Raw genomic sequence first — 14,738 nt, forward strand, 5'->3', positions numbered from 1 at the left:
CATGATCAATAAGTTTGCACGTGATCTGATCGAACATTGGCATCTGGGCTTTGTTGCCACTGCCGATGCCGAAGGGAATCCGAACGTATCGCCCAAAGGAACATTCGTGGTTCATGACGACACCACGATCAGTTTCGCTGAAATTCGCTCGCCGGATACACTGGCCAACATCGCGGTACGCCCGCAGATCGAGGTGAATTTCGTCGACATTCTGACCCGTCGTGGTCTGCTTATTCAGGGTGAGGCGACCTATGTACCGCGTGACAATCCGCGTTACCCGTCGCTGCGCCCGGTTTACACCAACCGCTGGCCCGATCTTGAGCCCGAGTTTTCAGGCTTTGTCGTAATCAACGTGACGGCCTGCAAACCGCTGGCGACACCGGCCTACGATATCGGTGCCACAAGCGAGGACCTGCGCGCCAAATGGATGCAGCGGGTGCGGGACATCAACATCATTCACAAAGGGGCAGAGGTGGAAGCATGCTGATCAACCATCCTCTCCTTGGGCCGCGCGACGCACAGGAATTTACCTATCTGGGTGATGCGACCTTGATCAACCGCCCCGACTGGCAGGCCGAAGACGCAGCGCAAGCGTTTCACGATTATCTCTACCTGCGTGACAATCCGGCGGGCGAACACCGTGAGCTTTGGTATCACGAACAGGGTGACCGGTCGTGGCTGGTGGTCACGCGCAACACGCTGACGCATGAAATTCTGAATGTCGAACTTGCGCGCGATGTCGCCAAGGCGGCCAGAAAGGCAGAACAATGACGCAAAGCAATCGTCTGAACGGCGGGCTGATCGACCGGGACGCCAGCCTGAGTTTCACTTTCGACGGCAAATCCTATCAGGGCTATGAAGGCGACACGCTGGCCTCGGCCCTGCTGGCCAATGGTGTGCGACTGATGGGTCGGTCGTTCAAATACCACCGCCCGCGCGGCCCGCTGACTGCGGGCAGCGAGGAACCGAACGCTCTGGTCGAGCTGCGCTCGGGCGGGCGGCAGGAGCCCAACACGCGCGCCACCGTGGCCGAGCTGTATGAGGGCCTGAACGCCAATTCCCAGAACCGCTGGCCGTCGCTGGAGCGCGATTTCATGGCGATCAACGACCGGTTCTCGAACTTCCTGACAGCCGGGTTTTATTACAAGACCTTCATGTGGCCCAAAGCGTTCTGGGAAAAACTGTATGAACCGATCATCCGCAAAGCCGCCGGTCTGGGCAGCCTGACCGGTGAGGATGATCCCGACCTTTATGACAAGGGTTTCCTGCATTGCGATCTGCTGATCATCGGTGCAGGTCCGACCGGTCTGGCGGCGGCGCTGACGGCTGGGCGCGCGGGGGCTCAGGTCATTATCGCCGATGAAGATTTCCGCATGGGCGGACGTCTGATTGCCGAGACCGGCGCGCTGGCCGATATGTCCGGCGCGGATTGGGTCTCGCAGGCGCTGGGTGAACTGGCGTCGATGGATAACGTGCGGGTCATGCCGCGCACGACCGTGTTCGGGGCCTATGACCACGGCATTTATGGTGCCGTCGAACGCAACGCGGATCACATGATCGCGCCCGAGGCGGACAAGCCGCGCCAGACCCTGTGGCGCATCTATTCCAAACGTGCGCTGATCGCGACCGGGGCCATCGAACGCCCCATCGCTTTTGAGAACAACGACCGGCCCGGTATCCTGCTGGCCGGCGCGGTGCGGTCTTATGCCAACCGCTGGGCCGCAACGCCCGCGCAATCGGTTGTGGTCTTTGCCAATAACGACGACGCGCACCAGACGGCGCGCGATCTGATGGCGCAGGGCGTCAAGGTTCCGGCGATTGTCGATACCCGCGCGGATGCGGCAGATGTCGAAGGCACCGAGGTTCTTAAAGGGGCCGAGATCATCAACACCTCGGGCCGTCTGGGTCTGACCTCGGTTCAGGTGCGCACCGACAAGGGTTATACCCGTGATCTGCACTGCGAGGCGCTGGCCATGTCCGGCGGCTGGAACCCGAACCTGGGCCTGACTTGCCATCAGCGCGGTCGCCCGGTCTGGAACGCGGATATCCACGCCTTTGTTCCGGGCGACGGCCTGCCCGTTGGTCAGATCGTTGCCGGCGCGGCCAAGGGTGAGATGACCACCGAAGCGGCGTTGCAAGGTGGCGCGGCTGCGGCTGTAACTGCGCTGGGTGATCTGGGGATCACCGCATCCCCCGCCGATCTGCCCGCTGCGGCAGATGCGCCGGTCTCGATCAGCCCGTTCTGGCACGTCAAAAGCGCAAAACGCGCATGGCTGGATTACCAGAACGACGTGACCGTCAAGGACGTCAAGCTGGCGCACCAAGAGAACTTTACCTCGGTCGAGCACCTGAAACGCTATACCACATTGGGCATGGCGACCGATCAGGGCAAAACCTCGAACGTGGGCGCGCTGGCTGTGATGGCCGAGCTGACCGGCAAATCCATCCCCGAAACCGGCACGACCATCTTCCGCCCGCCCTATACGCCGGTGGCGATGGGTGCGTTCGGTGGCCGCGCGGTGGGCAAGGATTTCCACCCGACCCGCCTGACGCCCAGCCACAAATGGGCCGAGGAACAGGGCGCTGTGTTTGTCGAGGTCGGCAACTGGCTGCGGGCCCAATGGTTCCCGCGCAAGGGCGAAACCCATTGGCGGCAATCGGTGGATCGCGAGGTTCTGCAGACCCGAAACTCGGTCGGTGTGTGTGACGTGACCACGCTGGGCAAGATTGATGTGCAGGGCGCGGATGCTGCTGCGTTCCTGAACATGGTCTATTCGAACGCCTTCGCCAAACTGCCCGTGGGCAAGGTCCGCTATGGCCTGATGCTGCGCGAGGATGGCATTGCCTATGACGACGGCACCGCCGCGCGGTTTGCCGAGGACCATTTTGTCGTGACCACCACCACCGCCAACGCGGTTCTGGTTTATCGCAACATGGAATTCGTGCGCCAATGCCTGTGCCCGGATATGGACGTACAGCTGATCTCGACCACCGAAGCCTGGGCGCAATATGCCGTGGCCGGTCCCAACAGCCGCAAGCTGCTGCAAAAGATCGTGGACCCCGAGTTCGACATCTCGAACGAAGCGTTCCCCTTCATGGGCTGTGGTGAGGTCACCGTGTGCGGCGGTCTGCGAGCGCGGCTGTTCCGCATCTCGTTCTCGGGCGAGCTGGCCTATGAGATCGCGGTGCCCACACGTTACGGCGACGGGCTGATGCGCGCGCTGATGGAGGCGGGCGAAGAGTTCGACGTGATGCCCTACGGCACCGAAGCCTTGGGCGTCATGCGGATCGAAAAGGGCCACGCGACGGGGAATGAGCTGAACGGCACGACCACGGCGCTGAACCTTGGTATGGCGCGTATGGTCAGCACCAAGAAGGACTGTATCGGCAACACGCTCAGCCGTCGGGAAGGGCTGAATGCCCCGGACGCGCTGGCGCTGGTCGGTCTCAAACCGGTGGAAGCCAAGGACAGCGTGCCTGCGGGCGGGCATCTGATGAACGCCACCGGGCCGGTCGATGCGGCCCATGATCAGGGCTATGTCACCTCGGCCGCCTATTCGCCGATCCTGCAAAGCTCAATCGGGCTGGCTTTTGTCAAAGGCGGCTCGGACCGGATGGGTGAAAAGCTGCGTCTGGTGAACCCGCTGGAAGGCCAGGAAGTCATGGTCGAGATTGTCAGCGCTCATTTCGTGGACCCGGAAGGGGAGAAGCTTCGTGCATAAACTGAAACCCATCACCCCGCTGGGCGGCGACACGCCGCGCACCGATACCATCGGCAAGATCACCATCGCCGAGGTCGTGGATCAGGCGCTGGCCTCGGTCGCGGCGCGCAACGATCAGGCGGATGCCGTGCAAAAGGCGCTGGCCGACAAGATCGGTCTGACCCTGCCCGGTGTCGGCCAATCCGCCGAGGCAAAACCCTATGCCGCCTTCTGGACGGGCCCGGATCAGTGGATGGTCACTGCGTCCCATGACAGCCACGAATTGCTGGCTTCCGAATTGAAGGCCGTCGTGGGCGATAGCGCCTCGGTGGTCGAGCAGACGGACGGCTGGTGTCGCTTCGACGTGCAGGGCGCGGCCCTGTGCGATGTGTTCGAACGGCTGACCAACGCTCCGGTTCGTACGATGGAGCCTGGCGCGGCAATTCGTACTACGGCTGAGCATCTTGGTGTGTTTCTTTGGAAACTGGCTGAAGACCGCTTGGCTATCATCGGGCCCCGCTCGTCAGCGGCATCACTGCATCACGGCCTTTTGGGCGCAGCAAAGTCCATCGCCTGATCCCTAAGGCAGCGCATCGTCGCTGCCGACCCGAAGCCGAATTTTTGCGCGTCGGCCACTAGTCGGCGTGCACTTGACCGGAATTCACATGGCGTTTTACACAATCCGCTTGGGCGAAACGTCCATGCGGGCTTTAGCCTTAGTCTGCTTTATATCTGGATATACCCTTGCCGACCCGTGGCAATGGGCTGGTTCCCTTATATCGAAACATCTTTTACCGATTGCATTGAGACATGTGTCGAAGTGCTGTCCACATGGGGCAGGGTTGAGACAACGCGCCCCAGAACCTCGCGGTATGTTCGCATGTCTTTGGTTCTGAGTTTCAACAGGTAGTCAAATGCGCCTGCGATCATGTGGCATTGTTCAATTTCCGGCACTTTCTGAACGGCGGAATTAAATTCGGTCAATGCCTCTTCGGTCGTCTTTTTCAGGCGGACTTCCACGAACACGACCTGCTCGATACCCAGTTTCGAAGGGTCGAGGACCGCTCGGAAGCCTTGAATGTAACCATCGGCTATCAACCTCTTCATGCGAACCTGGCACGGCGTTTTCGATAGCCCAACACGGGCGGACAACTCTGTAACAGGCAATCGGCCTTCGCGACTTAGAACTTGGAGGATTTCGATATCGTGCCGGTCAAGATGACTGGAATTTTCAATTTTCATGGAAATAGGCCTGATTGATTGGTCAATTTAGGGAATAGTGGTTCGCCGATGGGATCAATATAGTCAACATGACTTTCGTGTTTTTGGTAGAATTAACCGAAACGGAACCTGTGAGATCTACATCATGTCCAAGCTGAGCGACCTTCGCATTGACCTTCGCCGCAATCATCTGAGAGACGAAGCAGATGTTCTAAGTGATCTGACCAAAGCAAACGCGATGAGCGCCGCAGAGCGGGCAGTGGTCAAGAACCGTGCTGCAGACCTTGTTCGGTCGATCCGTAATCATAGCGATCCTGGTCTTATGGAGGTTTTCCTGGCGGAATACGGGTTGTCCACGAACGAAGGCGTGGCGTTGATGTGCCTCGCCGAAGCGTTGTTGCGGGTACCGGATGCCGACACGATTGATGCGCTGATCGAAGACAAAATCGCGCCTTCCGAATGGGGGCAGCACTTGGGTCAGTCGTCGTCCTCTTTGGTGAATGCATCGACGTGGGCGTTGATGCTGACTGGTAAGGTTCTGCAGGATGGGACGGGCGTTGTTGCCACGCTGAAAGGGGCCGTGAAGCGTTTGGGAGAGCCCGTGATACGCGTCGCTGTAGCCCGGGCGATGAAAGAGATGGGCGCGCAATTCGTTCTTGGTCAAACCATTGAAGAGGCTGTGAAACGAGGCAGCAAGCAAGAGGCCGCGGGTTACACCTATTCCTATGACATGCTGGGCGAAGCGGCGTTGACCGCACGGGACGCAAAGGCGTTCATGGAGGCGTACTCGGACGCGATCGCCAAGTTGGCCCGCGTGTGCCGTTCACAGGACATTCGTGAAAACCCGGGTATTTCCATCAAGCTTTCAGCGCTGCATCCCCGCTACGAAGTCGGCCAGAAGGCGCGCGTGATGGAAGAGCTTGTGCCGCTTACCCTGCAATTGGCCCGGCAGGCGAAAGACGCCAATATGGGGTTGAACATTGATGCCGAAGAAGCGGACCGGTTGGACCTGTCGCTCGACGTGATCGAGGCCGTGCTACGTGATCCATCTTTGGCAGGTTGGGACAGCTTTGGTGTCGTGGTGCAAGCCTACGGTAAACGGGCACCTCTCGTTCTGGATTGGTTGTACGCCTTGGCGACCGAGTTGGATCGAAAGATCATGGTTCGTCTGGTGAAAGGCGCCTATTGGGATACCGAGATCAAACGCGCGCAGGTCGAAGGCTTGTCGGGTTTTCCCGTCTACACGCGTAAGGCTGCAACCGACGTATCCTATATCTGCTGTGCCCGAAAACTGCTGCGCATGACTGATCGGGTTTACCCGCAGTTTGCGACGCATAATGCTCATACCGTGGCTGCGATCCTTGAAATGGCAGAAGACAAGCGTGCTTTTGAATTCCAGCGCCTGCACGGAATGGGGGAAAGCCTGCACGATATCGTTCTGAAGGGCAGCGGAACGCGGTGCCGGATCTACGCGCCGGTCGGAGCGCATCGTGACCTCTTGGCTTATTTGGTGCGGCGTTTGTTAGAAAACGGAGCCAACTCATCCTTTGTGAACCAGATTGTAGACGTTTCAGTTGCCCCAGAAATCGTCGCGGCAGACCCTTTCGAAATGTTGGAGGTTGGCAAGTCAAATGCAGCTGTTCGTTTGCCAAGCGAAATCTATGGGGCCGAACGTCCGAACTCCAAGGGGTGGGATTTACACGATCTCGACGACCTGTATGAGATCGAAAAAGAACGGGAACCGTTTCAAACGCATTTCTGGACGGTCCATCCCCTGATTGTGGGCGAGCCGACCCAAAACACAGAGCGTCCCGTGATCAACCCGGCTGATCACAGCGACAAAGTTGGCGTCGTGGCCGAAGCATCGGTAGAAGATGTTGAAGCGGCGTTAACGAGTGCTGCGACTTGGGATGCTGACGCGCAAAACCGTGCGGATATTCTATTCCGCGCGGCGGATTTGTATGAGGAAAATTTCGGAGAGTTGTTTGCAGCATTGACGCGCGAGGCCGGTAAAACGCCTATGGATGCGATCGCCGAGCTTCGTGAAGCTGTTGATTTCTTGCGGTACTATGCGGTGCGGGGCACGGAACTGTCGAACCCTGCGCGTGGTATCGTGACCTGTATTTCGCCGTGGAATTTTCCGTTGGCCATTTTCACCGGTCAGATTTCCGCTGCATTGGCGGCCGGCAACGGGGTTGTTGCGAAACCTGCTGATCCAACGGCGATAACGGCGACAATTGCGGTTAGATTGATGCATGAAGCTGGCGTGCCTGAAACCGCGTTGCAGCTTTTGCCGGGTCGGGGTTCGGTTGTTGGCGCGCGCCTCACCGCGGACCCGCGGATCAAGGGGGTTTGTTTCACTGGGTCGACAAACACCGCCCAAACCATCAACCGCGCTATGGTCGAACGTATCGCGCCGGACGCGCCGCTGATCGCGGAAACCGGTGGCTTGAACGCAATGATTGTGGACTCAACGGCTCTGCCGGAACAGGCAATCAAGGATATCGTGGCCTCGGCCTTTCAGTCGGCGGGTCAACGGTGTTCCGCGCTGCGTCTGCTTTATGTTCAGGAAGACGTGGCCGAGCCGTTCCTGGAGATGCTCTATGGTGCAATGGACGAGCTGGTTGTTGGAAATCCATGGAAAACGGACACCGATGTTGGCCCGGTGATCAACGAGGGCGCGCATCGTGAAATCGCGGAATACATTGAGCATGCGCGGGGGAAGGGCCGTGTTCTGAAACAACTGACCGCACCAGAAGGCGGCACGTTCATCGCGCCGACTGTGCTGCGCGTCAATGGCATTGCCGACCTTGAAAAAGAGGTGTTTGGCCCGGTCATGCACGTCGCGACATACAAGGCGTCCGAATTGGATGCCGTAGTTGCAGCTATCAACGCAACGGGGTTTGGTTTGACCTTTGGGATGCACTCTCGAATTGATGACCGGATCGAACAGGTGACGTCACAATTGAACGTGGGGAACATGTATATCAACCGCAACCAGATTGGTGCGATTGTTGGGTCTCAACCCTTCGGTGGCGAAGGTTTGTCGGGCACCGGGCCCAAAGCGGGCGGTCCATCTTACGTAAAACGGTTTGCTCAGCCTACGGTTTGCACGCTTCAGGCTGGTCCGTCGACGCCAGCGGACCCCCAAGCCGTTCAAACCGCGATTAGTAAGGCGCCGCGACCAGCGCGCAAAGCGTTGAAACGGCAAGAGCTTCCGGGGCCGACGGGCGAGTCCAATATTCTGTCCACCTACGGGCGCGGTGTCTATCTGTGTCTTGGCCCAACGCTGGAATCTGCGCGGGCACAAAGCGAAATTGCCCGGGCGCATGGCTGCACCGCGGTGGTTGTCGCCCCGGGTGCGAGTGGTGAACTTGCTGTCGATGGGCAACTCGCCCCTGAAAATCTAACAGAACTTACCGGGTTCGATGCGGTGGTCAGCTGGGCGCGGGAGGCTGAGCTGCGCGATATCCGAAAGGCACTTGCACAGCGCGATGGCGCATTGATCCCGCTAATCAATGACGAGGACTTTGGCGAAAGGTGCTATCTGGAACGTCATGTCTGTATCGACACGACAGCGGCTGGGGGCAACGCATCCTTGTTGGCGGCGGCCAGTTAACAGGGCGTTCAATTAATGCGGGCGTCTCAATAACCATTGTGGTTAGAAAGATGGGTCGCCCGCATGGTGGTTTTCGTTTCGGTTCTTTGCCAAAGGTCGCCAATGAAGCGTTCCGGCCCTAGATCCGCAGACGTCAAGCCTGCGGTCGGATGTTCTGGTTGAACCTAAACCGGTTCTCCGGATCGTATTTGGTTTTGATGTCTACAAGACGTTGGTAATTCGGGCCGAATGTGGCGCGAATTAACGCATCGCCATCCTCTCCGTGGCCGGGGAAGTTCAGGTAGGCACGCCCATAGTGTCCGTGCTCAGCCGCACTGTCCCATCCCGCGCGCGCCCATGCTATGTTGCTGGCGTCCTCATCGGGTTCCGACCAAACCCCATCCAGCGAGTACATCCATCCCATTGATCGGTCACCAAAGGCGCTGGCGTCAGCCGCAACTTGTGACGTTGCCCCGCCAAAGTTCCACAGGGATGAGATCGAAGCATCCGAGGGTGCAGCCATAGCATTTTGCATTGCAAGGTCGATCATCTCATCTGACAAGTTGGTCAGATATCGGGCTTTCCAATAGCATCGGAACTCCCCTGCGGGCATCAAAGTGTCAAATAATTGCTGAACGTCGCAATAGCTCATGCGACCCGAGAAGTCGGTAACAAGGTTTTCAAACTTACGCAGAGGTTTCAGGATAGCCTCGCCCTCGGCCGCGTCGCCGTTGTAGACACATGCCAGCGTGTAGACGCGTTTGCCCTGAGCGTAGTCGGGATAGTCCTCGCCCGCTGCAGTCGAGAACTCGCAAAGAGACCCCACAAGATCCCCATGTTGACGCATCAGGTCCCGCCACGCGCGAATAGGTGCTGGCCCATCCTCAATGGCATAGATTGGCGCGGCAAACATGACTTCTGGGCCGAACGGATGCAGGGCAAATTCAAATTTGGTAACCACGCCAAAATTGCCACCACCCCCTTTGAGTGCCCATAACAAATCAGGGTTTTCCTCCGGGCTGGCCCGGCGTACTTGACCGTCTGCGGTGACCACTTCGGCAGCAACGAGATTGTCGATTGATAGCCCGTGTTTGGCCCGCAACCATCCAATGCCGCCGGATAGGGTCAGCCCGGCAACGCCAGTGTCAGAGATCAATCCACCCGGTGTCGCCAATCCATGTGGTTGGCTGGCAGTGTCGACGTCTTTCCACAATGCGCCACCCTGGACAGATGCAATGCGGTTTTCAACGTCTATGGTGACATTCCGCATTGGACTTAGATCCAGCATAAGCCCGTCATCGCAGACAGCGTGACCGGCCACGTTGTGGCCCCCCGCTCGGATCGAAATAGGTAAGTCGTTTTTGCGCGCGTAGTTGACCGCAGCCACGACGTCCTCTGTGCCGTGACATTGAACTATGACGGTCGGATGCCTGTCGATCATGGCGTTCCAGACGGAGCGGGCCTGATCGTAGCCATCCGCGCCCGGCACCAAAACTTTGCCCTGGATACCTTTCAATGCTGGTCTGTGTTGGGTGCTTGCGTCATCCATTTTTCAATCCTCACCAAAAGTATTCCCAACCATAAACCGTCGTCACCCTGTGGATCAGTGGCGATTTTGCCAACCGAGTGGCATAATAGACATTCTAATATGGCAAATAGGACAAAACCGCGCCGATTATGACGGGAGGGGCCAATGACAAAGAACAGAAAACCCGTAATCGCGCTGTTAGCGGCGCCGGAAACTTCTGCGTCAGTCCTTTATGGTCTGTATGACGTTTTGCTATCTGCCGGCGCGGTTTACCCCGACATGGTCAATGGATCACCCGGGGATGAATTCCTGGATGTCCGGATCGTATCGGCGGACGGAAAACCGTTTCACTGCATTGGCAATGTCCCGGTTGAGCCGCATCAAGCTATTGGGCAGGTCGATGATGCAGATGCCGTGGTGGTCTGCGACATGTACACCTCGATCTACGACGTGCCAAAAGGTCGGTATCCGCGCGAGATTGAGTGGCTAAAGCGTGTGCACAAGTCTGGCGCGCTTATTACGTCTGTGTGTTCGGGGTCGTTGCTATTGGCTGAATCCGGCTTGTTGGACGGGCACGAAGCCACCGCGCACTGGGCCTACCGCGATATGTTTCAGCGTCATTTTCCAAAAATCCAGTTCAGAAACGAGTCCATCTTATGTCTTACGGCCGAAAGCGACCGTATCGTTACAGCGGGTGGCGTGAGTGCGTGGCATGATTTGACCGTTTATTTGATCGCAAGGTACTGCGGCTATAAGACGGCGATCGAGACGGCCAAGGTATTCCTTATCAGCGGGCATTCAGAGGGCCAGTCACCCTATTCAGTAATGACCCGCCCGATGGAGTCGAATGACGGCCCGATATCCGACTGTCAGGTCTGGATCGCAGAACACTATGCTTCCGCCAAACCGGTTGAGAAAATGGCCGAACGTTCGGGTCTGAATTCTCGTACCTTTTCGCGCAGGTTTCGTGCGGCGACCGGCTTTACACCAATCGAATACGTTCAGGCCCTGCGTGTGGAAGAAGCAAAGCAAATGCTGGAAACCGATCAGTTGTCGAACGACGATGTCGGGGTTTCCGTTGGATATGATGACCCGGCTTCGTTCCGGCGGGTGTTCAAACGCGGGACAGGATTGTCTCCAGCGGCATATCGAAAGAAGTTCCGACGTATTTCTCAAATCGCTAAATCGAATTGAAACGTGCGATCTGGTGATGAGCTGGCTGGCGCAGTAGATTTACAAATATCTTCAGGAACCGGCTTCAAGCGTTTGCCAAACCGCACCGCCCTCGGACGACCGAATGCAGGCGTCGACAAAGGCCATGCCGTGCACACCATCCTCCAGACTTGTAAGGCCAAGCGCGGGGTCCGCGTCGTGCCCTGAGCTGTGTGACCGTATGGCCGTCGCTGCGTTTGTGTAGATTGTTGCAAAGGCTTCCAAATAACCCTCTGGGTGTCCGCCCGGCGTACGGGACACCGCGTTCGCGGCGTCGGTCGCGCCTGCTCCGCCTCGTGTCAAAAGCTGTTTGGGTTTACCGAAGGGCGTATACCAAAGATAATTGGGGTCCTCCTGACGCCACTCAAGACCGCCTTTGTCGCCGTAAACACGAATACTCAGGCCATTCTCATTTCCGGGAGCCACTTGGCTGACCCAGATCATCCCTTTTGCACCGCTGTCAAACCGCAGCAAGATAGCGGCATTGTCGTCAACTTTCCGACCCGGAACGAATGATGTGAGATCGGCGCAGAGCGATGAGGCACGTTGACCGGTGACGAAATTCGTCAATTGGTAGGCGTGGGTCCCAATGTCGCCGATTGATCCGCCTTTGCCGGATCGGGTGGGATCGGTTCGCCATGCGGCCTGTTTGTTGTCGACGGCGGCTGGTTCGGTTAGCCAATCCTGAACATATTCCACCTGCACATGCCGCAATTTCCCGATCATTCCGTCTGCAACCATTTCCTTGGCCTGACGGACCATAGGTGTGCCCGGATAGTTATGGGTCAGAATGAACAGGGCATTTGATTGCGCCTGTCTGGCTGCGAAGGCTTGGGCCGATGCCAGATCGGTGGTCAATGGCTTGTCGCATATCACATGGATGCCTGCGTCCATGAAAACCTGTGCAACGGGCAGGTGCATGTGGTTTGGGGTCACGATCGACACCGCCTGAATGCCATCAGGGAGTTTAGCTTCCGCCTCGGCCATTTCGGAATAGCTGCCGTAGCAGCGGTCGGCATCAATCCCCAACTCTGCGCCTGACCGGCGTGATTTTTCAGGATCGGATGAAAACGCACCTGCCACGAGGTTGAACTGACCATCAAGCCGGGCTGCAATTCGGTGAACCCCGCCTATGAACGCGCCTTCGCCGCCGCCCACCATACCAAGTTTAATTGGACTGCTCATTTCGATATCCCCAACAGTTTTTGCAATGTGGCGGGGTCCGTTTCACCGCCTGCAAAATCGTCAAACGCTTTGTCTGTCACAGGGATGATGTGATTGCGAATAAAGGGCGCGCCTTCGGCGGCTCCTGCTTCGGGGTGTTTAAGACAGCATTCCCATTCCAGCACTGCCCAACCTTCATAGCCGTGAGTGGCGAGCCTTGAAAAGATGCCCGAGAAATCAACCTGTCCGTCCCCCAAAGACCGGAAGCGGCCTGCGCGCGATAGCCATGGCTGATACCCTGAGTAAACGCCTTGTCGACCGTCCGGATTGAATTCGGCGTCCTTGACGTGAAACGCGCAAATACGCTCATGATAGATGTCTATGAAAGACAGGTAGTCCAACTGTTGCAGCAGGAAATGTGAAGGGTCATAGTTTATCTGACACCGGGGGTGCCCGTTGAGCGCATCAAGAAACATCTCAAACGTCGCTCCGTCGAACACATCTTCGCCGGGATGCAGTTCGTAACCTATATCTACGCCCTGTTCGTCATAGGCATCCAGAATTGGTTTCCACCGTCTTGCCAGTTCGGCAAACGCCTCTTCAATCAGACCTGCAGGACGCTGAGGCCAAGGATAGAGAAACGGAAAAGCCAAGGCACCGGTGAATGAAACAGATACATCCAACCCCATGTTTCGTGACGCTCGCGCGGCTTTTGTGACCTGGTCCACAGCCCAAGCCTGGCGTGCGGCTGGATTTCCGGCCAGTTCCGGCGGGGCAAACCCGTCGAACTGGGGGTCGTACGCGGGATGCACAGCCACCAGTTGCCCTTGCAGGTGGGTCGAAAGTTCGGTGATTTCCACTCCATGTTGGGCGCAGGTGCCAAGCAGCTCATCGCAATAATCGCGGCTTTCGGCGGCCTTGTTCAAATCTATGAACCGACTGTCCCAACTTGGAACCTGAATGCCTGTATACCCCAGCTTTCCGGCCCATTTGGCAATGGCATCAAGCGAGTTGAATGGTGCGTCGTCCCCTGCAAATTGCGCAAGAAAGATCGCAGGACCTTTGATGGACCCGGGCATGGCGGCCTCCGAAGTTAAAACAAATGGGGGGTCCGGGCCACGCACAAGTCGTGGCCCGGTGATTGGGTCAGATTATTTTCCACCCCAGCGGGCTGGATAGTCTGGCATACCCTCACATCCGCAGGCCGCATAGTGCAGCGGGGGCATCGATGGGTTCACGAAATCGGCCAGATTGTCGTTTGTGATCGCAGGTTGCGGCAGGTTCCAGGCCGGTCCGGGGATTGCTTCGCCGTCCAGAACGCTTAGCGCCGCAAGAATAGGCGTGCGCCACTGGTAGGTCGGGTATGTCGGAGCAATCGTATTCAACCCTTCGGACTGCCATTTCTGCAAAAAGTCCTGCTGGTCTTCGCCTGTTACGATCGGGGTTTCAAAGCCCATATCCTCGAATGCTTCGATGGCGGCCACCGATGTTGCGCCCGCATCCATCCATACAGCCCCAAGCTGGCCGTTGCGTTGCAGATAATCCTCGACGATTGCCTTGGTTTTCGCCCGGTCACCATCTGTAAATTCGGCGCCAACGATGTTCATGCCAGCCTCTTCAAGGATGCGTTTGGCGGCAGAGTAACGCGTTTCCAGAACGTCAACGCCGGGCAGGATGCGCAGCATCAGAACATCGGATCCGGCAGGGGCGTTGTCGGCAATGAACTGCCCTGACTGAATGCCAAAGCCATAGCCGCCAACAGGTTTGATAAAGGTGACAGGGCAATCCGTATTCACACCGCGGTCGAACACGATAACCGGCAATTGTTCGCAGGCACGTTCCACTGCGGGGGTCAGGGCAGCTGTGGTGTTTGGCGACACGATCAATACGTCGCATGATCCTCCGGCCAACAGGTCGTCGATGTCGGCGATCTGCTTATCGTCCGAACCCTCTGCGTCGGTCACGATGAAGTCGGCAATGTTGTCGTGCAGTTCAACTTCGGCTTGCATCGTATTCCAGCCGACCACACGCCAAGGGTTGTTAACACCGGCATTCGAAAAACAGATCGTGTGTGGGCCATCCTTTTTGAATGCGGATGTATCGGCCAGCTCGTCACCAAAATATTGCAGCCAAGGTGTTTCGGCAGACCCGTTAGGCGTGCTTTCCAGCATTGCTTTTTGTGCAGCGAATTCGACCGGGTCGTCAAAATTCTGCGCCTGCGCGGGCAGCGCTGTCATCGACGCAAGCGCGGCCACCATTGTAAGTCTGTTGAATGTCATTTTTTCCTCCTCTGGGTTAGTCTTCGTATGAAATG

At 57.6% G+C, this 14,738-nt stretch carries 11 protein-coding genes; 6 read left to right on the forward strand and 5 right to left on the reverse strand.

Annotated features, from left to right (window positions below; genetic code table 11):
* Position 1: 1 nt before the first annotated feature.
* From ACR0BD_RS07860 to ACR0BD_RS07875, 4 genes are read left to right on the forward strand one after another with little or no spacing between them, the layout of a single operon-like run.
* The gene (locus ACR0BD_RS07860; RefSeq protein WP_480697181.1) at positions 2-487 is read left to right on the forward strand and encodes a pyridoxamine 5'-phosphate oxidase family protein; all 486 of its coding nucleotides are present in this window, start codon (positions 2-4) and stop codon (positions 485-487) included.
* The gene (locus ACR0BD_RS07865; RefSeq protein WP_480654488.1) at positions 481-771 is read left to right on the forward strand and encodes a sarcosine oxidase subunit delta; all 291 of its coding nucleotides are present in this window, start codon (positions 481-483) and stop codon (positions 769-771) included. Before ACR0BD_RS07860 ends, ACR0BD_RS07865 begins: the two co-directional genes overlap by 7 nt.
* Positions 768-3,722 (forward strand): sarcosine oxidase subunit alpha family protein, encoded by a 2,955-nt coding sequence (locus tag ACR0BD_RS07870; RefSeq protein WP_480829813.1) that lies wholly within the window; start codon positions 768-770, stop codon positions 3,720-3,722. The genes ACR0BD_RS07865 and ACR0BD_RS07870 overlap by 4 nt, the downstream gene beginning before the upstream one ends.
* Complete coding sequence (locus tag ACR0BD_RS07875; RefSeq protein WP_480829814.1) at positions 3,715-4,278, forward strand: sarcosine oxidase subunit gamma; 564 nt, start codon at positions 3,715-3,717, stop codon at positions 4,276-4,278. Before ACR0BD_RS07870 ends, ACR0BD_RS07875 begins: the two co-directional genes overlap by 8 nt.
* A gap of 197 nt (positions 4,279-4,475) precedes the next feature.
* On the opposite strand, the gene ACR0BD_RS07880 is transcribed toward ACR0BD_RS07875, so the two are convergent.
* Positions 4,476-4,943, reverse strand: coding sequence for an Lrp/AsnC ligand binding domain-containing protein (locus tag ACR0BD_RS07880; protein ID WP_480829815.1), 468 nt, complete (start codon positions 4,941-4,943; stop codon positions 4,476-4,478).
* 124 nt (positions 4,944-5,067) lie between these two features.
* Here ACR0BD_RS07880 and putA point away from each other — a divergent pair, with 124 nt between their 5' ends.
* Entirely contained in the window at positions 5,068-8,541 is a 3,474-nt protein-coding gene (gene putA, locus ACR0BD_RS07885; protein WP_480829816.1) for a bifunctional proline dehydrogenase/L-glutamate gamma-semialdehyde dehydrogenase PutA, read from the forward strand.
* Positions 8,542-8,674: 133 nt separating this feature from the next.
* On the opposite strand, the gene ACR0BD_RS07890 is transcribed toward putA, so the two are convergent.
* Complete coding sequence (locus ACR0BD_RS07890; protein ID WP_480829817.1) at positions 8,675-10,069, reverse strand: FAD-binding oxidoreductase; 1,395 nt, start codon at positions 10,067-10,069, stop codon at positions 8,675-8,677.
* Positions 10,070-10,213: 144 nt separating this feature from the next.
* On the opposite strand from ACR0BD_RS07890, the gene ACR0BD_RS07895 reads away from it, so the two are divergent.
* The gene (locus ACR0BD_RS07895) at positions 10,214-11,242 is read left to right on the forward strand and encodes a GlxA family transcriptional regulator (RefSeq protein ID WP_480829818.1); all 1,029 of its coding nucleotides are present in this window, start codon (positions 10,214-10,216) and stop codon (positions 11,240-11,242) included.
* Positions 11,243-11,293: 51 nt separating this feature from the next.
* Here ACR0BD_RS07895 and ACR0BD_RS07900 read toward each other — a convergent pair whose 3' ends face one another.
* The 3 genes from ACR0BD_RS07900 to ACR0BD_RS07910 form a co-directional block, all read right to left on the reverse strand.
* On the reverse strand, positions 11,294-12,445 hold the full coding sequence (locus ACR0BD_RS07900; protein ID WP_480829820.1) for a Gfo/Idh/MocA family protein: 1,152 nt from the start codon (positions 12,443-12,445) through the stop codon (positions 11,294-11,296).
* Entirely contained in the window at positions 12,442-13,503 is a 1,062-nt protein-coding gene (locus ACR0BD_RS07905; protein ID WP_480829821.1) for a sugar phosphate isomerase/epimerase family protein, read from the reverse strand. Before ACR0BD_RS07905 ends, ACR0BD_RS07900 begins: the two co-directional genes overlap by 4 nt.
* A gap of 72 nt (positions 13,504-13,575) precedes the next feature.
* On the reverse strand, positions 13,576-14,703 hold the full coding sequence (locus tag ACR0BD_RS07910; RefSeq protein ID WP_480829822.1) for a substrate-binding domain-containing protein: 1,128 nt from the start codon (positions 14,701-14,703) through the stop codon (positions 13,576-13,578).
* Between the last annotated feature and the right edge of the window lie 35 nt (positions 14,704-14,738).

Source organism: Ruegeria sp. G5, from assembly GCF_056533365.1.

Coding starts and splice junctions, on each gene's coding strand:
- ACR0BD_RS07860 (WP_480697181.1), top strand. CDS start 2: ATGATCAATAAGTTTGCACGTGATCTGATCGAACATTGGCATCTGGGC.
- ACR0BD_RS07865 (WP_480654488.1), top strand. CDS start 481: ATGCTGATCAACCATCCTCTCCTTGGGCCGCGCGACGCACAGGAATTT.
- ACR0BD_RS07870 (WP_480829813.1), top strand. CDS start 768: ATGACGCAAAGCAATCGTCTGAACGGCGGGCTGATCGACCGGGACGCC.
- ACR0BD_RS07880 (WP_480829815.1), bottom strand. CDS start 4,943: ATGAAAATTGAAAATTCCAGTCATCTTGACCGGCACGATATCGAAATC.
- putA (WP_480829816.1), top strand. CDS start 5,068: ATGTCCAAGCTGAGCGACCTTCGCATTGACCTTCGCCGCAATCATCTG.
- ACR0BD_RS07890 (WP_480829817.1), bottom strand. CDS start 10,069: ATGGATGACGCAAGCACCCAACACAGACCAGCATTGAAAGGTATCCAG.
- ACR0BD_RS07895 (WP_480829818.1), top strand. CDS start 10,214: ATGACAAAGAACAGAAAACCCGTAATCGCGCTGTTAGCGGCGCCGGAA.
- ACR0BD_RS07900 (WP_480829820.1), bottom strand. CDS start 12,445: ATGAGCAGTCCAATTAAACTTGGTATGGTGGGCGGCGGCGAAGGCGCG.
- ACR0BD_RS07905 (WP_480829821.1), bottom strand. CDS start 13,503: ATGCCCGGGTCCATCAAAGGTCCTGCGATCTTTCTTGCGCAATTTGCA.
- ACR0BD_RS07910 (WP_480829822.1), bottom strand. CDS start 14,703: ATGACATTCAACAGACTTACAATGGTGGCCGCGCTTGCGTCGATGACA.